Here is a 23,180-nt window from a genome sequence, read left to right as displayed (position 1 = left end):
CCTTTCTTTTTAAAGTTTAACGACTTCTACTTGGTCTTTACCAAGTAGAATCAAATATTTCTCAACTGTTTCTATCTGATATGAACGAGATAGAGCCTCTGCATAGAGTTCTAATTGACCACGATAACGTTCAACAAGCTGACTAGCATGCTCATAACGGTCTGTCTTGTAGTCAAAGAGAGCAATCTTATCATCGTAGAGGAGATAACCATCTAAGATTCCACGGACAACAAAGTTTTCTTGGCTCTTCTCGTCTCTTTTTAACATTGAGAAAGGTTGTTCTCGATAGAGTTTATCTTGATTTGCAAGAATTTCTTGACCGAGAGCTGTATCAAAGAAGGATAAAATTTTTCCTAGATTGATTTTGGATTTGACATCCGAGCTTACTTGAACTTGCTCCAAGGCCTCTGTTAAAGTCTCTAAAGTGGGGTTCTTAGCTAGATTAATTCTCTGCATGAGTTCATGGGTGGCACTACCAATCTCAGTTCCAGTGACTTTTTCTGTCTTGGAGAAGTCTGGAAGTTCAAACTGAATCAAATTATCTTTCACTTTACTTTGACCAGCTACTACTACTCCTTCCATATCCATGACTGGTTCATAGAACTTTTTAATCTGACTTGGCGTTTGAACACTTGGAAGATTAATTGCTGCTCGGTGGACTTGATTATAGACTTCCACTTCTTTCAGCATTTCTAAAGCTTCCTTAATGGTATCAGATTGACGGTTGCTTGCCTGAGAAAGATCTTGGAGATGGCTTTTAGTTTCCAACTTACCGATAGCTTCTTCTGTCAGTTGTTCTTCACCCTCGAAACGAACACTAAAGTGTAAGTCCTCTTTAGAAAAAGCTTGGTAAATGGCCCAAATCCAATCTTGGAAATTACTAGCATCTAGTCTAGTTTCTCGAGTCAAAAGACCTTTTCCATTTGTCGGGTATTCTTTAGACTCCAACTTCTCCCTTGATCCCTTTCCGACTAGATAGATTTTTTTCTCAGCACGAGTCATGGCTACATAAAGTAAACGCATCAACTCAGAATAGCTTGCTAATTGGAGTTCTTCTTCATTTTGCGTATAGGTCAAGCTAGGGATAGATAATTTAATAGTAGATGGAACGTATTCCTCTTTGGAATCTGTATCATCTGTAGCAACTCTAGCTACGTACTTAAGACCAAGGCCATTTTTACGACTTAGGATGACTTGAGACATGGAATCTTGCTTGTTGAATTGCTGATCAATATTAAGGATAAAGACATAAGGAAACTCTAGGCCCTTACTTTTATGAATACTCATAAGTTCTACTGCATCCTTAGGTGGTGCCACAGCAACATTAGCAAGATCATGTTGGGCTTCCAAGACCTGATCTATCATTCGAATAAAGCGAGATAATCCCTTGAAATTACTCTTTTCAAACTGATCAGCTCGTAAAGCTAAGGCATAGAGGTTAGCCTGTCTGGCCTGTCCATTTGGTAAAGCACCGACATAGTCATAGTAAAAACGATCGCTATAGATTTTCCAAATGAGATCATAAAGTGAGTGCGTTTTAGAATACAAGCGCCAAGCCTGGACTGTTTCCATGAAGAAGTTTAGTTTCTTTTGTAATTCAGCTTTGATTAAATCCTTTTGAAGACCAGTTTTCTCCTGAGCATTGACTAGTTTTTCATAAAAATTTTCTTGAACCTTATCCTCGGATTTTTGAAGAGCTAGACGAGCTAATTCATCCTCATCAAAGCTAAACATCGGAGACTTCATGAGAGCAACCAAAGCAAAGTCTTGAAGAGGGTTGTGGATGACACGAAGAGTATCCAACATAACCTGCACTTCTAGGGATTGCAAATAGTTTGATTGTGCGCCATCTGTCTTAACTGGAATACCATATTCAGACAAGGCAAGTAAAACCTGATCATTGCGACTTCTACTGGCAGTTAAGAGAGCCATGTCCTTGAAAGGGACACCTTTATCATTGTGGAGATGCAGTATCTCCTTAAGGACTATGCGCATCTCACCAGTCAGTTTGTTGGTTGCAAGTTCCTCATCATCAGAATCGCTATCATCCTTATCATATAAGAGAACTTCTGCCTTGTTTTCAGGATTTACTTGAATATCAGTATTTCCAAAAACAAGTTGATGCATACCGTCATAAGATATCTCTCCTACTTCCTCGTCCATAAGATGCTTAAAGACATCATTTGTAGCATCTAGAACCTCTGAACTACTACGGAAATTTTCCTTAAGCAGAATTAACTGACCTTCTTTGCCATCTTGAGCAAATCTATGAAATTTTTCGTTGAAGATTTGGGGATCTGCCTGTCTGAAACGATAAATAGACTGCTTAATATCTCCTACCATAAAACGATTATGACCGTTTGAGAGGAGTTCCAGCATTCTCTCCTGGATGTGGTTGGTATCCTGATATTCATCGACCATAACTTCGTGGAAGCGTTCCTGATATTCTAGTCTAACCTGAGGGAAGTTTTCCAAAATCTCAATGGTATAGTGGCTAATATCCGCAAATTCGAAGGCATTTTCTTCGCGTTTACGCTTTCGATAGGCAGCAACAAAATCACTCATGAAGAGTTGGAAAGTCTTTGCCAAGTTCCAAGACTCTTGATGATAATCTTCCTGGAATTTTAATAAAGTAATTTGGTCATTTAGTGCGTTTAGCTTTTCAAACTTGTCTTTTCTCTCTTGGTTGTATGCTTTTTTCAGATCTTGAAGTTCAGCCTTGCGACTAGCATTTGTGAGAGCACGGCCACCCTTATCCTTAGAAATACTCACAACTCGCTCTAGAACTTCTTGATATTGATTAAAAGTAGATTCGTTTGTTAAAGCTCCAATTTCATCAAGAACTTGTTGGACAGCTTCTAAGTAGGCTGCTTTCCCAAATTCCTTGGCATCATTCTCTAGATGATAACGGAAGAAACTTTCTAAATCCCAAAGTTTTTCCTTTATAACATCTGCGAGTTTTTCTTTGGAAACTGTAAAATCAGCCTTTTCAAAGCCTTTTAGAAAAGAATTTTCTAGCCAGGCCTGAGGATTACTAGTAGATTGTAAGAACTCATAAATCATATAGACCTGTTTACGCAATCCACGTGCATCCTTGCTTTTACCCGCAAAGTTCTTGACCAGCTGACTAAACTGTTCTTGTTCCTTACTTTGGTAGTGACTTTCGAAAACTTGTCGAAAAACATCATTCTTTAAGAGGAGTTGCTCACTTTCATTCTCAAGAATCCGAAAGTTTGGGGCGAGGTCAATCAGATAACCATGTTTAGCCAGGAACTTCTGAGTAAAAGAGTCCATAGTTCCAATAGCAGCGTTTGGTAAATCAGCTAATTGTCTTCCAAGATGCTTTTTTAGCTCCAAATCTTGAGTCTCTTGGATTTGTTGGCTGATTTTCTTTTCCAAGCGTTCTTTTAACTCGGTTGCTGCCTTTACCGTAAAGGTTGAGATAAAGAGTTGGCGAATTTCTACACCACGCGCTAGTTGATCAAGAATTCGTTCAGCCATGACAAAGGTTTTTCCTGAGCCAGCTGATGCTGAGACCAGAATGTTTTGACCAGAACTGTAGATAGCTTGAATTTGCTCAGCAGTTTTCTTGGGTTTCTTGTCAGAATGAGCTTCTGCTACTTGTAATGCTGCAATCTCTTCTTGAGATAAAAATTTCATCGTTCCAACTCCTCTCTAATTTTATTAAACCATGTTTCCTTATCATTATTTTTAGCAACCTTATCTAACAATCTTGCCTGACCTAAATGGTAGTTAGCTTCAAAACCAGTTATCGACTGATATTGTTGGACATATGGGGCAATACTTCTACCGTCTTCTGTATAAGGATTGATAGCAAAACTACCAGATAAAATCTTCTCTGCCGCCTTCTTATAGATAAGGGCGTTATAGTCCAGCAATAACTGAAATTCCTCATCAGACAACTGATAGGTTTTGTTTTTATTGTAAAGTTCCCCAAGGTTCTTTATCTCTTTTTCGAGAAATAACCCTTGATATTTCATATTCTTAGTCGTTTCTGCTAAAGCCTTTGAAAGAGTTTTAACAGTTTGTAAGGACTGAACTGGCTCAGCCATCTCTAAATACATGGCACCAAAGAAGTCTGTATTTCCTTCTTTCTTAAGAGCAGCTAGATAGGTCGGCAATTGTGAATTAAGGCCGTTATAAAAGAGAGGGAAGTTAAACTGAGTTAGAGAAGATTTGTAATCGACAACACCAATAGCTTCACTTGTCTTTAAGCGATCTATACGGTCAACTTTACCACGGACATAGACATTTCTGCCGTTTTCTAACTGAACAAAAGCTTGTTCCTTGCCACCAAAGACGGCTTCTTCCTGAATGGTTTCAATTTCAGAATTGTGACGAAGTATATGCCCAGTTGCACGCGCAACGTCTAAAAGAACTTCTTTGGTTAATTGGGCTTCCAAACTTTCTTGATAAATGGCTTGAAACTCACGTTCTTGACTGGTTTCAGAAATTGCTTGTTCTAAACGATGATCAAAGGATTCATCACTCGGAAGTTTCAATACACGTTCAAAGATCCGATGCAAGAAATTCCCGTGACTTCGTGCATCAGGTCGCAGACGCAATTCTTCCTCCAAGCCTAAGACATAACGAAGGTAATAGCTGTATTCATTTCGATAAAACTCTGTCAATCCCGAAGTTGATAGATAAAAATCTTGCTCTTGAGGATACAAGGCTTCCAAAGTTTCAGTAGCTAAGGTCTTACTTTTTGGACTTGTCGGTAGGACAGGATTATCAAGACCTTGATCTTCTAATTTTCTCCCCATGACACGAACTAGAACCTTAATAAAAGTTAAGTCCTGCTCACTTGTCTCCGTATCACCTTGCTGGTGATAAGCAACAAGACTAGACAAAAGACTGTGATAAGAACCAATATCATCCTTTGATAGGTTTCTTCGATCGATTCTCTTTTCAATCTTGCTAAAACCAAAATCCTGCAATTCTTTCAGATAAACTGACTCTTTACTCTCGTTTTCATTGAGTAGACTAGGCGCTGATAAGACTAATTGCTTCTTGGCAGAATTTACCAAAGAAAGCATGGTATAGCGATTCTTCTTAAGATTTTCATGGCTAGCAATCAATAATTGAGAGCCATCTTCAGTACCTTGGTTTAAAACTTCTCTTTCTTCATCACTCAAAAGACTAGTATTTTGGGTGATTTTAGGTAGATGATCCTGGGTTAAGCCAAGTGCATAGATGTAATCAGAAGTCAAAGGCGAAATCAAATCATAGCTTTGCACCAGAACCGTATCTACCGTTGCTGGGATTGTACGATAATTGGACAAGGACATTCCTGAATGAAGAAGAGCCAAGAAATCATCTAAAGCGACCTGAGAACCTTCAAATACAGTAGCAAATTGCTCCATTACGTGGCAAAATGCTTTCCAGACCTCTTCTTGTCTTTCTTGTTCTGTCGCATCCATGGTTTCAGATAAGGATTGTAATTGCTTGGTAACAGATGCATCCTTCAAAAAGTTGTTCCATTTTGTAAGGATATTTCCAGTCTTTTGCTTACGACTAGATAATAAAGTTTCTAGTGGATTTAGAACACGAACACGCAGCTCATTTAATTTTTCTAAATCAAATTTCCCATGATGATTTTTTGTAAATTCTTGTTTAAAGTTAGAAAGTCCATCAATACCTAAATAGCGGATATATTGTTCAAAGCTATCGATTTCTTCCTGAGCGAGATTGGTGTATAAGCCGGTTCGCAAGAGATTAACCAAATCTTCCTGACGGAAATAGTACCGTTTTAGCCGTCCCACAGATTCTACAAATTGAGTCAAAGGATGATGAGCCATAGACTCGCTTCTCCCCAGATAGAAGGGTATCTGATATTGATTAAAAATTGTCTGCAAGGACAGTTTATAAGATTCTACGTCTCCTAGTAAGATACGAAAATTTTTGTAGCTTAGTTCAGGTTCTTGGTGCAATTTCTGGCGAATACTACGAGCAATGAGCTCTAGCTCTTCTTTCTGTGTCAAACAAGACCAGATTTGCAATTCTTCTCTATCCTTAGCATCCACTTCCAAACTGACTTCAGAATAATCATAAGCACTTTCCAGTAATTTTGAGGCCTTGGCAAAAGCATCAAGATTTTTATGTTCTTGACATGCATCTTCTGCCTTGGTCTGATATTTAAAAGCTAAATGACGTAAAAACTCAACACTGGCTTGATAGAGGTTCCCTTCACTAAAGGGGCTAGTGTAGGCTTTCTTAGACGCATATACGCCAATAATAATCTCAACACCCTTACGATGAAGCAAATCCACTAGGTATTCCTCTTCTGCAGAAAAACGGGTAAAACCATCAATGACTAGGGCAATCTTGCTAAAATCGCTACTTACCTTGTTTTCTTCGATAGCATCAATCAGATAGGATAATGGACTTCCCTGTGAAACTTGACCTTGATTTAAATAAGCTGTTATCTTTACAAAAATCAAGAGTAAATCAGAGCGTTTATCAGCATCTGTCAAACTTTCCAAGTCCAAAAAACTCATCTTTGCAGTTGAAATTTCATGATAAATCTCAATCAGTTGCTGGATGAATTGCGGATCTTGTTTAATAGCCCCATAAACACGTAAATCCTTAGCGTCTATCTCAGACAGACATTTATAGAAAGCCATACCAAGACCGATATCATCGAGACTTGACCTCTCAGGAATATCATTTAAAACTAGATAACGAGCCATTTGAGCGAAGCGCGTGACTGTGATAGCAAAAGAAGCCTGCTGACTCAAGCACTCCAGCACGGCACGTTCCTTTTCAAAAGAAAGAGAGTTAGGGGCGATATAAAAGACTCGTTTGCCTTGGGCAACTAGTCCTTGAGCCTCCTTGGTTAGGATTTCTGTCAAAGAAGTCCGAATATCGGTATAAAGTAGTTTCATCTCAGCCTCGTTTGTTTTTGTCATTACCTTTTATTATATCATTTTTTAAGTAAAAACAGATTGATATAAAGCCCTAATTTTAACCTGTCCCATATCAAAAAAGTCGGAATAAAATCCGACCTTTTATAGTTATTAACTACCAGAAAACAAGAGTACCCATAATTCCCAAAATGCTGTAATGTTAATCAAGATATGGAGCAAAATGGGATAATAGAGAGAGTGAGTTTTTCGGTAGAGGAATGCTAAAATCGTTCCACCACTTGCATAGGTGAAAAAGGCGAGTGGTGTTAAACCTGAACTGACATGCACATAGCCAAAGACACAAGCTGATAGTAAAACATCTCCATACCAAGGTGAATCTTTCAAAAATGTATTCATCAGAACTCCTCGGTAAACCATTTCTTCTGTAATTGGTCCTAGCAGACAAACAATAAGTAAAAGATAAGGTAACTCTTGTCGCCCTGTCATCTCAGTCAATTCATTTAAAGAGATTTGATTGGACGTTGCTGGGGTTAAAAAGGAAAACACAATACCTGAAAGATAACTGACTCCATAAGCAAGAAGCAAATAAACTGGATAACTCCATTTCCACTTCAACTCAAGAATTCTTCTACCTTCGAATACTAGTAAATAAAGAATAGCTAGAAGACTTACGCTAAGCTCTAAAAAAGCAAGAATCTGAAAAAATTCTCGACTAGCGGCTACAAATCTAGCTGAAAAGTGATTAAAAATCCACCAAAACCATGTCTTTCTATAAATAATTACTAATAAAGCTAGTAAAATCTGTACTGTTCTTCTTTTCATGATAAACCCTCTGCTTTTTTATCCATTATCAGTATATTGCAAGTTTAGTATAGCATATATTTGCCAAAAAGCTTCTTCCAATCATGAATTGTAATTGAAACGTCCCAAATTGACATAGTAATCCTTATTTCATCCAAAATATGCTATAATATAGACAAAATACGTGAAAAGGAAATACTATGATTAAATTACTTGCCCTTGATATGGACGGAACTCTGCTCAACGAAGCCAAAGAAATTCCTCAGGCTCATATTGATGCCATTCATAAGGCTATCGAAAAAGGTGTTAAACTGGTTCTCTGTACTGGTCGTCCTCTCTTTGGGGTTCTTCCCTACTACAAGAAACTAGGACTAGATTTGCAGAATGAATACGTCATCGTCAACAATGGTTGTTCTACCCACCAAACTAGTGACTGGGGCCTTGTTGACTGGCGAGAACTTAGTAAATCAGACATTGAATACCTGAATGACCTTGCTGAAAAGAGTGAGGTTCAGTTAACTCTCTTTGACGAGGAACACTACTTCGTTCTCGGAGGCGAACCAAATCCTATCGTAAAATACGATGCGACACTTGTCTTTTCTGACCTGACTGAGATTTCACTAGAGGAAGCTACCAGTGGTAAATATCGCATGTTCCAGGGTATGTTCTTAGGTACAAAAGAACAAACAGATGATTTTGAACAACGATTTGCTGATGAACTTTGTCAGAGATTTAGTGGAGTTCGTTCTCAACCAGTTATCTATGAAGCAATGCCACTCGGTACAACTAAGGCTTCTGCACTTTCTCGTCTGGCTGAGATTTTGGATATCCAAGCTTCTGAAATCATGGCCATGGGTGATGCCAATAACGATATTGAGATGTTAGAATTTGCAGGGCTTGGGATTGCCATGGGAAATGCTAGCGACTATGTCAAATCTCTCGCGGATGCCGTAACTGCTAGCAATGAAGAAGATGGTGTTGCACGCGCTATTGAGAAATATATTTTGTAGAAAATAAGCCCAGTCAACTAGCATTTCTAGCCAACTGGGCTTTTTATTTTTTAGAAACTTAAAAACTTTAGAAACACTTTAGAAATGCTTGACGATTCTTTGATATCTATGCTTTATACTAGAGTTATAAAAATAAAACATCTTATACTCTTCGAAAATCAAATTCAAACCACGTCAGCTTCGCCTTGCCGTACTCAAGTACAGCCTGCGGCTCGCTTCCTAGTTTGCTCTTTGATTTTCATTGAGTATTAAAGGTTAAAGGAGAAAACTATGAAAGCAGTCCTCGAAATCCATGGCTTGTCCAAACAATTTGGCAAACAACCTATTCTACAAGATCTTAGTCTCTCAGTTAAAGAAGGAGATATCTATGGACTTATCGGAAAGAATGGTGCTGGTAAAACTACTCTGATTAAAATCATTACCCAATTATTATCTGCTGACTATGGAACTATTTCCCTCTTTTCCAGTCAAGGTTATAAGGAATGCACCAAAGCCCTATCCCGAGTAGGTTCAGTCATTGAATCCCCAGTAGCACACAATCATTTAACAGCCTATCAAAATCTTAAATATTATTGTACTATTCGACATATCCCAAATGCTGATCAAGTCATTCAGGAAACGTTAAAATATGTAGGGTTATCAGATACAGGTAGAAAAGTTTTTCGAGATTTCTCTCTTGGGATGAAACAACGTCTGGGCATTGCTATTGCTCTCCTATCAAAACCAGACTTTCTCATCCTTGATGAACCCATCAATGGACTTGACCCAATCGGTATCAAAGAGTTTCGTCAAATGATTCAACGTCTGAATCAAGAACTAGGAATGACCATTCTCATCTCTAGTCATATCTTGTCAGAACTCTATCTCGTTGCCAATCGCTTTGGAATTCTGGACCAAGGGAAGATCATTCGAGAAATCAGTAAGGCCGAATTTGAGACACTTAATGAAGACTATATCGTTCTGAAAACAAGTGAAAAAGAAAAAGCTAGTCAAATCTTAAAAGACAAAGTGCGTCTTGAGTTTAAAGTTGTGAATTCAGAAAATGAGATTCATATTTTTAGTCATGAACAAGATGTCAAACGAATTCTCAAAGAACTTACTCTAGCAGATGTCGCTGTTGATGAGATTTACTATGCTCGTCAAAATCTTGAAGAATACTTCACACAATTAGTAAAATAGGAGGAAGATCATGATTCATACAATTCAAGCAGACTTTTACCGTCTTTTCCGTTCCAAAGGTTTTTGGATTACAGAGATTGTTCTCTTTGCACTCATGTTAATGGGAGCTACTATTGGGGCTACAGGACATCTAATGTCAGTTAATACAACGCCCCCAGAATCAGAAATTCCAACCCAAGGTTGGAATGGTGTGCAAGCCCTGATTAACGCATCGAGTCAAGGTTCAAACCTCGTTTTTCTCTGTATTATCCTTGCTTGCCTCGTTCTGGGAGTTGACCTTATCGGAAAACTCTATAAAAACAGTTTGACAGTAGGGGTTTCTCGTACAGAATTCTTTCTAGCCAAATCTGTTGTATTAGCCAGTATCGCTCTAATGCAAATTCTTATTAGCCTAGTTATTGCTTTCGTACCAGCAACTATCCTAAACGGAGTAGGAACCATGCCAGAAGGATTTATTGGCAATCTCCTTCTAACGATTGGTCTTCAATTCCTCTGCCTTCTTGCTTGGCTTTCCATTATTTCCTTCATTCTCTATGTGACTCATTCTTATCTGGCTGTTTTCATTGGCTATTTAATCAGTTCTATCTTGCTTTCAATGCCGATGCTTATATTCCCAGATATTGAGATTTTACGCTATTTATCCTTAAATGTTGCCTATGCCATGACTGCCTATAGTCAAGCTGTTCTATACACCATTATCGTTACAGTGACTGTTATTCTATTCTTTACCATCAGTGGACTTGCTGTATTCAAGAAGAAAAGCTTATAAAAATGACCTCCTCTATTCAAAAAGAGGAGGTTTTTTGTTTTAAAAGAGAATCTTAACTGTAAACCAAGCACCATCTGTACTTAGTTGTAGTTCTGCTCCAAGGAGATGGGAAAGTTCTTCAGTAATATAAAGACCTAAACCAGAGGATTCTTCTGTATCTGAGAGATTTTCAGAGTAAAATCGCTGACTGAGATTTTCAATTTTGCGAATGGGTTGTTTGACCAGATTTGAAATTTCCAAACAAATGTGATTATCCACTTCCTTCAAAGAAAATCTCGCTTCATCCTTCCCATGTTTTAAAACATTGCCAATGAGATTTTGCAACATACGGTCTAATAAATCCGAATCTGTCAGTAAATACAAACCAGATTCTACTTGCAAATCAAGGTCAATCTTTGCCGTTTGAAAAGAATCATAATAGGTTAGTAATTTTTGCGTCATAAATGTCGAGACTTCTAACTCAGATAAGTCAGGTTTAACTGCTCCTTCCATTAACCGACGATAGTCCAAAAGAGCCTCTAGACGTTTTGAAACTTGATTGAGATGGTGGGAAATTTTTTTCAAACTCTCAGACTCAGGATTTTCTGTTTTAAGCAATTGCTGAGTATAACCCGACGCAATCGTTAAAGGCGTCCGAATATCATGTGCAATATTGCTAATAGCCATGTCCAAAGTCTGCTTTTCACGTTTCATAATCAAGCGTGACTGCTCAACTTCTTGAAAGAGATGATTGATTTGCTGGTAAAGATGTAAAAAATCCTTGGAGAAAGTTGACACTCCGATTCTCTTCATACTTCCAGTCAGAATCTTATCTTCAATCTGTTGGCTCAAGTTAACGAGTGCTAGATGATAGCGAATCAACCATATCGTCAATAGGATAATGACCAGCACTAGCAAAGATAGTAAAATGTAGATCATTGCTCATCTCCTTTTAACCGAACACCAACTCCCCAGATAGTTTCAATATACTCTTGCTCTGGATCCAGTTGGCCTAATTTTTTACGGAGATTACTTAAATGAGTGTTGAGAGTATTGTCGCCTGGTAAATAAGTATCCTCCCAGACCAATTCATAGAGTTCTTCTTTCGTGAAAATTTTCTTAGGATGTCCCAGTAAGGTTTGAAGAATCAAGCACTCTTTCTTAGCTAGGCGAATAGTTTCCTGGCTATTTTTGATTTCAAAACTATCTGCATCAAATTGAATATTTTTTAACTGTTGAATCAACTTGTCAGGATTTTCGATTTCAGCTGCTTGCTTGTCACTATTTTGACGTAATTGTACCGTAACCCTGGCAAAAACTTCATCCAAATCAAAAGGCTTTACAATATAATCATTAGCACCATCTAAGAGATATTGGCTGATGAGCTTTTTATCGCTTAGGGCAGTTAGCATGATGACAGGAACTGAACTATCGTGTCTAATGGCTTTTAAAACTTGATCGCCATTTTTTCCTGGAAGCATAATATCTAACAAGATTAGATCAATGCCACCTTGCTCAAATCGAATCATTCCTTCAGTACCAGAAAAAGCTTGAATCACCTCATGTTCCTCAGAAAGAAGAGTTCTCAAAATTTCTTGAATCTCATTATTATCTTCAATGATAAGTATTCTAGCCATAAACACCAACCTTTCTAATAGTATTATATCATGTTTTTTTAGGAATTTCGGATAAAGAAAAACTCTCCCTCATAACTAGATACGAAGAAGAGTTTACTTTATGTTTTAGAATAAAGCTGTCAACGCGGTAATAATCCCAAAAACAATACCTGGTGCATTGGCTGCTGCCAAAGGAATATCACGTTCTTTTTTAAAGAGTCCGTAGTATACCCAAAGACTGCAGTTAATTGCAGCTACTGCTGGTTGGATAAAGTTTCCTTTTTGACCCGCAAGGTTGTTCATAATTTGTGGAATATATGAGATATACATCATAACAGACATAAAGGTTGCAATCCAACCTAAAGTTTTCATTTGTTTTTCAGTCATTTTTTCTCCTTTCAAATACAGTCTCAATTATACACTATTTTTAAAATCGTGTGAGCAAAAAACCTTTTTGTTATGAAAATGTAAATTATCACAAGATTGTGATAAGAGTATTCTTAAAAATGGCGGTGGGACAGAAATCGATAGACAATGTCTCGATTTCGTAGTCCCAGCCCCGCGAGGATGATTAGGAGCTTTTTGGAGTCTAAAAGACGAACAAAAAGTTCAATCAGCTACCGCGTCAAAGTTTGATTGCTAATAAAAAGTGAGGTCGGGATCTTTTGTCCCAACCTTAATCTTATTCATTTAGAAAACTTACTTCTTCTCAATCGGTGCTACGCTGGCTAGGAGTTTTTTGAGGCCGACTTCTGGGAAATTGATTTTCAATTCCTGAGTAGATCCACTTCCTGAAACTTCTAGAACAGTTCCTTCGCCCCATTTCTTATGAAGGGCAATATCACCAATAGACCAACTTGTCTCACTAGAAGTCGATGTAGAACCAGCTGAAAACTGTCCAAAAGGTAGTCCTTTTGATTCAATTGATCTTGGTGCTGCGTTGCGTTTACGATCTTGTAGAGCTTGAGCTAGGCTCATGCCCTGACCAAAGGCGACACCTCCACTACTATAGGATGCTTTGAAGCTACTATTAGCAGGACGCGCCAAACCTTGATAAGTTAACAAATCTGAACTAATCTCATTGATAAAGCGTGTTGGGCGATTATAGTTCGTTCGACCAAACAGTAAGCGTGAGTTAGCATTAGTCAGATAGAGAATTTTCTCTGCGCGCGTGATACCGACATAGGCTAGACGGCGTTCCTCTTCTAGTTCATCCATGTCTTCTGCTGCACGACTAAGTGGAAAGACATTTTCTTCCATCCCAATCAAGAATACAACTGGAAACTCGAGTCCCTTGGCCGCATGGAGCGTCATCAAGGTTACTTCTGATGTTTCCTGACTGCCAGAGTCTGTATCTGCAATCAAGGCCAAGTCATTGAGGAAGCGACTGAGTTTATCCAGTCCAGTTTCCTCTTCTTGATTATCTGGATTATCATCGAAATTCTTGGTAACAGAAAGAAACTCTTCGATATTTTCGACGCGAGCCTTACTTTCCAAAGTAGCCTGTGCATTAAGAATATCCACGTAGCCTGTCTTTTCCAATATCCCTTCAACAAGTTCGGTGATGCTTAATTGGTCCAGTTGCTCCCGCAAATCAAGAATCATATTGGCAAAATCCCAGATCGACTGAGCTGCCTTACCTTTAATTCCTGATAACATGATATTAGCTGAAGCATCTAGCATAGACATGTTTTGTAGGTTGGCAAAGTCACGAATTTTCTCTACTGTTCCAGGGCCAATGCCACGTTTAGGTTCATTGATGATGCGCTCAAAACTGATATTGTCACTCAAATTGGCAATGAGATTCAGATAAGCGATGATATCACGGATTTCCTTACGGCTATAGAATTTTGTTCCACCGACCATGGTATAGGGAATATTGGACTTGAGCAAAGCTTCTTCAATAGTACGAGATTGGGCATTGGTACGGTAAAGCACTGCAAAGTCTTTATGAAGGAAGTTTTGGCTTCGACCAAGTTCATCGATGGTTTTGGCTACAAAGACTGCCTCGTCTTGTTCATCATTAGCACGATAGTAGACAATCTGTTCCCCATCAGCATTTTGAGTCCAGAGATTCTTAGGACGACGATTTTTATTGTTTTTAATAACGTCATTAGCAGCTTGGAGGATGGTCTTGGTTGAACGGTAATTTTCCTCCAACAAAACAACCTTGGCTTGAGGATAATCCTTCTCAAAGTCCAAGATATTCTGCATATCAGCACCACGCCAACCATAGATAGACTGGTCTGCATCCCCAACTACACAGATATTTTGGAAGCGAGAAGCCAGGAGTTTGACTAATTGATACTGGGCATGGTTGGTATCTTGATACTCATCAACGTGGATATACTGGAACTTCTGCTGATAATAAGTCAAGACATCGGGATTTTGGTCAAAGAGACGCAGAGTAAACATAATCAAATCATCAAAGTCCACCGACTCTGACTGACGAAGTTCTTTTTGATAGGCTGTATAACACTTTGCTACAATTTGCGTGTACATATCTCCTGCCTGGGCAGCATAAGCAACATCGTCAATCAGATCATTCTTAGCATTGGAAATGGTTCCCAAAATAGTCCGTTCATTCCATTTTTTAGGATCCAAGTTTAACTGCTTGAGGATGCGTTTCATGAGCGTTCGCTGCTCTCCTGGATCTACAATCGTGAAATTGCGATTATAGCCAATATGATCCGCATCGCGACGTAGGATACGCACGCACATAGAGTGGAAGGTCGCGATCAAACAATCCTGAGTAGCTGGGTTGAGGTTATAAGCACGCTCCTTCATTTCACGGGCAGCTTTATTGGTAAAGGTAATGGCCAAGATATTCCATGGGTTGACCATCTTTTCATCAATTAAGTAGGCAATACGGTGGGTTAAAACACGAGTCTTACCAGATCCCGCCCCCGCCATGATCAGCAAAGGTCCTTCTGTGGTTTGAACGGCCTCGACTTGACGGTCATTCATTCCCTTTAATAATTCGTTCATTTTCTTTTCCTTATTCTTCAAGTCAATGCTTCTATTATATCAAAAAAGTTTGAAAATAACTTTTCTTAGGAGCCTTCTGATTATTTAAGTTGGCAAGACAAGAAAAGGCTGGGACAAAAGTCCTAGCCTCTCAATTCTCTTTTGATTGTCGAGCAAGGCGCAGTGGTTGAGTGGGCTCTACTACGCTGATTTCATCAGCTTTTACAGCCCTACTCAACTGTGCGGAGGTGGGACGACGAAATCGAATTCTAACGAATTACCGATTTCTGTCCCACTCTCAGTAATTCTTCTATTAGTCCTTTATAGACTGCAAAAGCGTCATTAGGGCTTGGGCAGAACGACGTCCTGCTTCTACGATAAATTCATCAAAGGAAACGGATGCTTCATGGTTGGCATTGTCACTCATGGCACGAACGACTAAGAAAGGAAGGTTCAAAGCCTGAGCTGCTTGAGCAATAGCTGCCCCTTCCATCTCTACAGCAAGAACTTGAGGGAAATGCTCTTTTATCGCTTTGATTTTATCTTCTCCAGCAACAAAACTGTCTCCTGTCGCAATCAAACCTAAATGCCAAGTTTGGTCCAGTTTAGACAAACTCTCTTGAATCAAATTGATAAACTTTTTGTCTGATTCAAAATAGAGAGGCTGTTGAGCCATTTGACCGTAATCATAGCCAAAGGCAGTCACATCAACATCGTGATAGGTAAGCTTGTCTGCAATCACTACATCGCCTACTGCAATCCCATTTGCCACTGCACCAGCAGATCCAGTATTAATCACTGCATCCACCTGAAAGTGATCTGCTAAGATAGCGACACTCATAGCAGACATGACTTTTCCGATTCCACTCTCTACAAGTACAAGCTCGACAGAACCAACTTTTCCTGTGTGATAGCTATTTCCCAGAACCTTTTCTTCGCTGGCATCGTCCAAGTGTTGAATCAAGTAAACTAGCTCTTCTGGCATAGCTGCAATAATTCCAATTTTCATGATAGACCCCTTAAATAAATCTCATTGCTAAAATTAACAAAATCAAGAGAAAAATAACTGCAAAAAGAATCTTGTTTAATTTAGAATTAAAGACATTTCTCTTAGTATTTTCAATCCGACGACTTTTGTGAATAGAAGGTTCAACTTCTATGGTCAGTGTATCCTGGCTAAAACCATGATCTCTGGTTCGTGAATAGCCAAAATTTTGAGAAGAAGTCGGTAAAATCTTAGTTTCCTCATCATCTAGCAAGGGAGGACCTGAGATGTCCTCTCCTCGATTGGCACGTTCGATCATTTCATCTGTTAATAAAGGTTTACCCATGGGTTCCTCCACTATTTCTTTGTAATTCCCAGTACTGAATAGCCATGATAGTCTTGGCATCACAAATATCACCTGACTGGATCAGTTCTTTAGCTTGGTCAAGACTGACTTCAAGTAACTCTAAAGTCTCATCTTCATCCTGAGGACGAGGATTTTCAACTTTTGTCAAATCACTTGCCAAGTAAAGTTTTAAGCGCTCGTTACAAAATCCAATCGCAGAGTAAAAATCATAGAGAAGGCTTAATTTACCAGTATAGGCTGCTTCTTCTTCTAATTCACGAAGTGCTGCAGCTTCTGGATCTGCATTCTCCCCAATTTCAAGCTTACCTGCAGGAATTTCATATGAGACTTTTTCAATCGCCTTGCGATATTGTTTAACAAGAACAATCTTATTTTCTGGAGTGACTGCAAGGACACAAACTGCCCCATTGTGGAAAATCAAATCACGTTGCGCAGTACCTTTTCCAGAAGGTAGTTCAACCTGGTCTTGAACTAGCTGAAAAATAGGTCCTTTATAGATTTCTTTACGACTAAGCGTCTTTTCTTCAAAATCCATCGTTAGCTCCTATTTATTGTTAGGATGGTGAGGGAGGCGAGTTGCATATTCGTCCTTATTAATTTGGCGACCTCGTCCAATAGCAATGGCATCAGCTGGAACATCCTTAGTAATGGTTGAACCTGCCCCAACAAGAGAGTTATCTCCAAGTTCTACTGGGGCAATGATGGTTGAATTTGATCCAACGAAAACATTGTTGCCAATAGTTGTTTTAAACTTGTGTTGACCATCGTAATTTACAGTGATGGTTCCTGCACCAAAGTTGACATCACTACCAACTTCACAGTTACCAATATAAGTCAAATGACCTGCCTTAGTATTCTCCCCAATGCTTGAACCTTTGACTTCAACAAAGTTCCCGATATGCACATCTTTTGCAAGGCTTGATCCTGGACGGATATGAGCATAAGGCCCAACTGTAACACCATCAGCAACCGTGCTTTCTTCAATCATCGAGTTTGTAATCACAGTCCCTGAACCGATAGTGCTATCAAGGATATAAGTTCCATTGGTCAAAACAGTTCCTGCACCAATCTTACTAGAACCTTTGAGGGTTACATTCGCTTCTATTTGAACCTCTGGAGCGATCTCAACATCAATGTCAATGTAAGTAGCTTCAGGATTCACAAAACTAACTCCATTGACCATATGTGCTTGATTAATGCGGCGACGCATGATGCCTTCAGCTGTCGCAAGGGCAACACGGTCATTAACTCCGAGACTTTCATCAAAGTCTTTCAGAGTATAGGCACCAACTTTTTCCCCTGCTTCACGGAAAATTCCAATCACATCTGTGATATAGTATTCACCTTGAGCATTGTTGGTATTGATATTCTTCAAAGCTTCAAAGAGGCGTGCATTATCAAAGACATAGGTTCCTGTATTGATTTCCTTGATTTGTTTTTCAAAATCAGTCGCATCCTTCTGCTCCACGATACGAAGCACTTCAGCATTCTCATTGCGAACAATACGACCATAACCAAACGGATCTTCCGCTTCTGCAGTTAGGATTGTAGCTACGTTCTTGTGATTAACGTGGAAATCAATCAAGTTCTTTAGACTTTCACCAGTAATGAGTGGTGTGTCGCCAGCAATAACCAATGTTTGTCCAGAAAGTCCTTCAAGAATTGGCTCAGCCATCATAACCGCATGACCAGTACCTAATTGCTCAGACTGTCTTACAAAATCAGTTTGACCAGCTAAAACTTGCTCCACAAGTTCTGCCTTATGACCCACAACGGTTACTGTTTTTTCAGGCTTGATGGCCCCTACACTACGAAAAACATGCTCAAGCATTGAAATTCCTGCAACCTTGTGCATGACTTTTGGTAGATCTGACTTCATACGAGTACCTTTACCCGCTGCTAAAATAACTGCATAATTTGCCATAATTTTCTCTTTTCTATAGAAATTCCCTTATATTATATCATAAATTTGCTTTTTCAAACACAAAAGATGGTAAATGCTCTAAAACATCGCATTCTCTAGATGATTTCGAGTATTTTTTTTTGATTTTTTTCACCATTTACGATACACTATAAAAGTATGAGAAAGAAAATAAATCCTGTTTTTATTTTTACTGTATTAGCTACTCTCGTGGGTATTTTAATCATCAATAGACCCAAGTTCGAAGACCATCCAGTCAAAACAAAGCAAAATCCAGTTCAAGTAGAAACTCAAGCTTTACATAATATCAACAAGCCGATTATTGATGTTTCTGGCTGGCAAAGACCATCAGAGATCAATTATGACACCTTAACTCAAAATATTTCAGGTGCAATCGTTCGGGTTCATAGTGGAGCTCAAGCTTCTGTTGAAAATGATGCTTCATTTAAAAATGGGGTTGATAAGGCTTATAAAGAACATATCACAGAATTTCAAAAACGGAATATTCCAGTCGCTGTTTATGCCTATGTAGCTGGTAAAAATGTCGAAGAAATGGAAAAAGCTGCCGAAGTTTTTTATAATGCTGCTTCTCCCTATAATCCTAGCTACTATTGGTTGGATGTTGAAGACAAGACTATGTCTGACATGAACAAAGGTGTTGAGGTCTTTCGTGCTAAATTAGCTTCATTGGGTGCAAAAAATATCGGTATCTATGTTGGTGTCTACTTTATGGAGGAGCATAGTATCAGTACGGAAAATTTCTCAGCAATCTGGATACCGTCCTATGGAACCAACTCGGGTTACTACGAGAGTGCTCCAAAAACAGATCTTAACTATGATCTTCACCAATACACCTCTCATGGAAGCCTTGGAGGCTTTGAAAATCATCTCGATTTGAACCTTATTTCTTCCACAAAAAACAAGGAAGAAACCTTTAGAAAATTATTTTTAAATCCTTAATCACTATCACCATAAGCAAGTCAGACATTGCTTTCTGCTTGCTTTTCTTTATTTTTCAGTATTAAATTACTGTTTTATCTTTATAGAATATGAATCTCGGAGGACCTCTATGTTATCATGGTTATCAAAAATTATTAAGGGAATTGTAATTGCCCTAGGTTTCATTCTACCAGGGATTTCTGGTGGCGTTCTTGCCGCTATCTTGGGAATTTATGAGAGAATGATTCGTTTTCTTGCTCATCCTTTTAAGAATTTAAAAGAAGATGTGCTCTTTTTCCTACCTGTTGGTATTGGGATGTTACTGGGCATTGGACTTTTCTCCTATCCAATCGAGTATCTTTTAGAGAATTATCAAGTGTATGTATTGTGGAGTTTTGCTGGAGCTATCATTGGTACTATCCCAAGTCTTGTCAAAGAATCAACTCGTGACTCTGATAGAGACAAGGTTGACCACATATGGTTTTGGGCAACCTTCATCATCTCAGGTATCGCCCTCTATGCCTTGAATTTTGTAGTTGGTTCTCTATCTGCAAGCTTCCTAAACTTTACACTAGCTGGTTGTTTATTGGCTCTGGGGATTTTGGTTCCAGGGCTTAGTCCTTCCAATCTTCTCTTGATTCTTGGCCTTTATGGCCCTATGTTAACAGGGTTTAAGACTTTTGATTTATTTGGTACCTTCCTTCCAATAGGAATTGGAGCACTTGCTACTCTTGTCATTTTTTCAAAATTTATGGACTACGCTCTCCGTGTTTATCAATCTCGTGTTTACCACTTTATCATCGGAATTGTTCTTTCAAGTACAATCTTAATCCTCATTCCAAATGCTGGTAATGCTGAAAGCATCAGCTACAATGGATTATCTCTTGTGTCTTATGTCATCATTGCCTTTTTCTTCGCTCTAGGTATTTGGTTAGGTATTTGGATGAGTCAATTGGAGGATAAGTATAAATAATGGCTAAAAAAGTAAAAGTCAAAAAAACCTTGGTCCAACAAATTTTAACCAAGGCAGGAATTAATCATAAAGGAATTCAAATTAATGCCCTGGAAGGTGAGATGCCTCAAGGTTATGAAAAGAGTCAGATTTTCAAGACTCTAGCACTTCTGGGAGATAAGACTGGCCCCATTATCGGTATCCTTCCTATCACTGAACACCTTTCTGAAAAGAAGCTTGCAAAGATTTCAGGTAATAAGAAAGTGAGCATGATTCCACAAAAAGACCTAGAAAAAACAACAGGCTATATCCACGGTGCCAATAATCCAGTTGGAATCCGTCAAAAACATAACTATCCTATCTTTATCGACCAAACTGCTCTTCAACTGAATGAAATGATTGTTTCCGCAGGGGAGGTTGGTCATAGTATCATTATCACCCCTCAAGATCTAGCAGCCTTTGTTAAAGCTGAATTTGCTGATATCTTGGAGGCAAGTAGCACATGAAATTCTATTTTATTCGTCACGGTAAAACACTTTGGAATCTTGAGGGACGTTTTCAAGGAGCAAGCGGGGACTCTCCACTTCTTGAGGAATCCATTGAAACCTTAAAAAAATTAGGCCAATATCTTCAGGAAACTTCATTTGATGTGATTTATTCTAGTGATCTTCCTCGTGCTAAAACTTCCGCTCAAATTATCCAAAGTCAACTGAAAAACAGCTGTCCATTAGAAGAGATACCCTCACTAAGAGAATGGCAACTTGGAAAACTTGAAGGTGCAAAATTTGCAACCTTGGAAGCCATCTATCCCGAGCAATTAAAAGCTTTTCGTACCAATCTAGCAAAGTTTGATTCAACTATGTTTGGAGCAGAGTCTGTCTATCAAACAACTCAGCGGACCATTCAGTTTATCAAATCATTAGAGTCCAAACCTTTTGAACATGTCATGATTGTCGGTCACGGAGCCAATCTCACAGCCAGTATTCGAACTCTTTTAGGCTATGATACTCCACTACTTAGAAAAGAAGGAGGTCTAGCAAATGCTAGTGTTACTATTGTCGAAACAGAAGACTTTAAAAACTTCAACCTCTTAGTCTGGAACGACACTTCTTATCAAAATCTAAAAAGAACTTAACAATCGCTGTTAAGTTCTTTTTAGATTTTGTAGAATATCCGTGAATTTATTTGATTTTTATGATAAAATGGGAGTATCGCAAAAAAGACTCATCGTATCAAGAATTGAGTAAAAACTAGGAGGAAACCATGTCAACAGAACATATGGAAGAACTAAATGACCAGCAGATCGTTCGCCGTGAAAAAATGGCTGCGCTCCGCGAACAAGGAATCGATCCATTCGGTAAACGCTTTGAACGCACTGCTAACTCACAAGAATTAAAAGATAAATATGCTGACCTTGACAAAGAACAACTACACGATTTAAACGAGACTGCTACTATAGCTGGACGTTTGGTAACAAAGCGTGGTAAAGGTAAAGTTGGATTTGCCCACCTTCAAGACCGCGAAGGTCAAATCCAAATCTACGTTCGTAAAGACGCCGTCGGTGAAGAAAACTACGAAATCTTCAAAAAGGCTGACTTAGGAGACTTCCTTGGTGTCGAAGGTGAAATTATGCGTACAGATATGGGAGAACTCTCTATCAAGGCTACACATATCACTCACTTGTCCAAAGCCCTTCGTCCGCTTCCAGAGAAATTCCACGGTTTAACAGACGTTGAAACTATTTACCGTAAACGTTACCTTGATTTGATTTCAAACCGTGAAAGCTTTGAACGCTTTGTTACTCGCTCAAAAATCATCTCTGAAATCCGTCGTTACCTTGATCAAAAAGGTTTCCTAGAAGTTGAAACACCTGTTCTTCACAACGAAGCTGGTGGTGCTGCTGCTCGCCCATTCATCACACACCACAATGCTCAAAACATTGATATGGTTCTTCGTATTGCGACTGAGCTTCACTTGAAACGTCTTATCGTTGGTGGTATGGAGCGTGTTTATGAGATTGGCCGTATCTTCCGTAACGAAGGAATGGATGCTACACACAACCCTGAGTTCACTTCTATCGAAGTTTACCAAGCATACGCAGACTTCCAAGACATCATGGACTTGACTGAAGGCATCATCCAGCACGCTGCTAAATCAGTTAAGGGTGATGGTCCAGTTATCTATCAAGGAACTGAAATCAAGATCAACGAACCATTTAAACGTGTACACATGGTTGATGCAATCAAGGAAATTACAGGTGTTGATTTCTGGAAAGATATGACTTTCGAAGAAGCAAAAGCTATCGCAGCTGAAAAGAATGTCCCAGTTGAAAAACACTACACTGAAGTTGGACACATTATCAATGCCTTCTTTGAAGAATTTGTTGAAGAAACATTGATTCAACCTACCTTTGTCTATGGTCACCCAGTAGCTGTATCACCACTTGCTAAGAAAAATCCTGAAGATGAACGCTTTACTGACCGTTTCGAACTCTTCATCATGACTAAAGAATACGGAAATGCCTTTACTGAGTTGAACGACCCAATCAACCAGCTTAGCCGTTTCGAAGCTCAAGCCAAAGCCAAAGAGCTTGGTGATGACGAAGCAACAGGCATTGACTACGACTACATCGAAGCCCTTGAATACGGTATGCCACCAACAGGTGGTTTGGGAATTGGTATCGACCGTCTTTGCATGCTACTCACTGATACTACAACTATCCGTGATGTACTTCTTTTCCCAACTATGAAATAAAAACTCAAATCTCCTAGTTATCTCTATCTAGGAGATTTTTTAATAATAACA

General features: G+C 38.9%; 19 protein-coding genes. 8 read left to right on the top strand and 11 right to left on the bottom strand.

The genetic code is table 11. From position 1 onward, the window contains the following. Positions 1-9 precede the first annotated feature (9 nt). The 3 genes from addA to O3611_RS02650 all read right to left on the bottom strand — a co-directional run bounded on the left by addA (position 10) and on the right by O3611_RS02650 (position 7,712). Complete coding sequence (gene addA, locus O3611_RS02660; protein ID WP_371607728.1) at positions 10-3,660, bottom strand: helicase-exonuclease AddAB subunit AddA; 3,651 nt, start codon at positions 3,658-3,660, stop codon at positions 10-12. Then, positions 3,657-6,908, bottom strand: a complete 3,252-nt coding sequence (gene rexB / locus O3611_RS02655; protein WP_371607727.1) for an ATP-dependent nuclease subunit B — start codon at positions 6,906-6,908, stop codon at positions 3,657-3,659. The genes addA and rexB overlap by 4 nt, the downstream gene beginning before the upstream one ends. A 132-nt stretch (positions 6,909-7,040) precedes the next feature. Beyond that, entirely contained in the window at positions 7,041-7,712 is a 672-nt protein-coding gene (locus O3611_RS02650; RefSeq protein ID WP_371607726.1) for a lysostaphin resistance A-like protein, read from the bottom strand. Positions 7,713-7,891: 179 nt separating this feature from the next. Here O3611_RS02650 and O3611_RS02645 point away from each other — a divergent pair, with 179 nt between their 5' ends. The 3 genes from O3611_RS02645 to O3611_RS02635 all read left to right on the top strand — a co-directional run bounded on the left by O3611_RS02645 (position 7,892) and on the right by O3611_RS02635 (position 10,649). After that, entirely contained in the window at positions 7,892-8,701 is an 810-nt protein-coding gene (locus O3611_RS02645; protein WP_371607725.1) for a Cof-type HAD-IIB family hydrolase, read from the top strand. Between the two features lie 270 nt (positions 8,702-8,971). Beyond that, positions 8,972-9,880 (top strand): ATP-binding cassette domain-containing protein, encoded by a 909-nt coding sequence (locus O3611_RS02640; RefSeq protein WP_371607724.1) that lies wholly within the window; start codon positions 8,972-8,974, stop codon positions 9,878-9,880. A 10-nt stretch (positions 9,881-9,890) separates the two neighbouring features. After that, positions 9,891-10,649 (top strand): ABC transporter permease, encoded by a 759-nt coding sequence (locus tag O3611_RS02635; protein ID WP_371607723.1) that lies wholly within the window; start codon positions 9,891-9,893, stop codon positions 10,647-10,649. A gap of 39 nt (positions 10,650-10,688) precedes the next feature. Here O3611_RS02635 and O3611_RS02630 read toward each other — a convergent pair whose 3' ends face one another. From O3611_RS02630 to glmU, 8 genes are all read right to left on the bottom strand, one after another. After that, the gene (locus O3611_RS02630) at positions 10,689-11,567 is read right to left on the bottom strand and encodes a sensor histidine kinase (protein ID WP_371607722.1); all 879 of its coding nucleotides are present in this window, start codon (positions 11,565-11,567) and stop codon (positions 10,689-10,691) included. Beyond that, the gene (locus tag O3611_RS02625) at positions 11,564-12,265 is read right to left on the bottom strand and encodes a response regulator transcription factor (RefSeq protein ID WP_371607721.1); all 702 of its coding nucleotides are present in this window, start codon (positions 12,263-12,265) and stop codon (positions 11,564-11,566) included. Before O3611_RS02625 ends, O3611_RS02630 begins: the two co-directional genes overlap by 4 nt. A 105-nt stretch (positions 12,266-12,370) precedes the next feature. Beyond that, positions 12,371-12,631 (bottom strand): SemiSWEET family transporter, encoded by a 261-nt coding sequence (locus tag O3611_RS02620; protein WP_006150712.1) that lies wholly within the window; start codon positions 12,629-12,631, stop codon positions 12,371-12,373. A 312-nt stretch (positions 12,632-12,943) separates the two neighbouring features. Next, a complete protein-coding gene (gene pcrA / locus O3611_RS02615; RefSeq protein WP_371607720.1) occupies positions 12,944-15,232 on the bottom strand; it encodes a DNA helicase PcrA in 2,289 nt (762 codons plus the stop codon). A gap of 292 nt (positions 15,233-15,524) precedes the next feature. Then, on the bottom strand, positions 15,525-16,220 hold the full coding sequence (locus O3611_RS02610; protein WP_281334944.1) for a 5'-methylthioadenosine/adenosylhomocysteine nucleosidase: 696 nt from the start codon (positions 16,218-16,220) through the stop codon (positions 15,525-15,527). A 10-nt stretch (positions 16,221-16,230) separates the two neighbouring features. After that, positions 16,231-16,542 (bottom strand): cell wall synthase accessory phosphoprotein MacP, encoded by a 312-nt coding sequence (gene macP / locus O3611_RS02605; protein WP_060955683.1) that lies wholly within the window; start codon positions 16,540-16,542, stop codon positions 16,231-16,233. Then, positions 16,535-17,098 (bottom strand): NUDIX hydrolase, encoded by a 564-nt coding sequence (locus O3611_RS02600; protein WP_371607719.1) that lies wholly within the window; start codon positions 17,096-17,098, stop codon positions 16,535-16,537. Before O3611_RS02600 ends, macP begins: the two co-directional genes overlap by 8 nt. 9 nt (positions 17,099-17,107) lie before the next feature. After that, on the bottom strand, positions 17,108-18,487 hold the full coding sequence (gene glmU, locus O3611_RS02595; RefSeq protein WP_371607718.1) for a bifunctional UDP-N-acetylglucosamine diphosphorylase/glucosamine-1-phosphate N-acetyltransferase GlmU: 1,380 nt from the start codon (positions 18,485-18,487) through the stop codon (positions 17,108-17,110). Between the two features lie 156 nt (positions 18,488-18,643). On the opposite strand from glmU, the gene O3611_RS02590 reads away from it, so the two are divergent. From O3611_RS02590 to lysS, 5 genes are all read left to right on the top strand, one after another. Next, positions 18,644-19,444, top strand: a complete 801-nt coding sequence (locus tag O3611_RS02590; protein ID WP_371607717.1) for a glycoside hydrolase family 25 protein — start codon at positions 18,644-18,646, stop codon at positions 19,442-19,444. 109 nt (positions 19,445-19,553) lie between these two features. Continuing rightward, positions 19,554-20,396 (top strand): DUF368 domain-containing protein, encoded by an 843-nt coding sequence (locus tag O3611_RS02585; RefSeq protein ID WP_371607716.1) that lies wholly within the window; start codon positions 19,554-19,556, stop codon positions 20,394-20,396. Beyond that, positions 20,396-20,881: an aminoacyl-tRNA deacylase gene (locus tag O3611_RS02580; protein ID WP_371607715.1), complete on the top strand. Its 486-nt coding sequence runs from the start codon at positions 20,396-20,398 to the stop codon at positions 20,879-20,881. The genes O3611_RS02585 and O3611_RS02580 overlap by 1 nt, the downstream gene beginning before the upstream one ends. After that, positions 20,878-21,510 (top strand): histidine phosphatase family protein, encoded by a 633-nt coding sequence (locus O3611_RS02575; protein ID WP_371607714.1) that lies wholly within the window; start codon positions 20,878-20,880, stop codon positions 21,508-21,510. The genes O3611_RS02580 and O3611_RS02575 overlap by 4 nt, the downstream gene beginning before the upstream one ends. 128 nt (positions 21,511-21,638) lie before the next feature. After that, positions 21,639-23,129: a lysine--tRNA ligase gene (lysS, locus tag O3611_RS02570; RefSeq protein WP_371607713.1), complete on the top strand. Its 1,491-nt coding sequence runs from the start codon at positions 21,639-21,641 to the stop codon at positions 23,127-23,129. Positions 23,130-23,180: the final 51 nt, after the last annotated feature.

Source organism: Streptococcus sp. 27098_8_91, from assembly GCF_041432385.1.
Classification (GTDB): Bacteria; Bacillota; Bacilli; order Lactobacillales; family Streptococcaceae; genus Streptococcus.
Note: the sequence above shows the minus strand (reverse complement) of the source record. Positions and strands in the feature narration are given on the sequence as shown.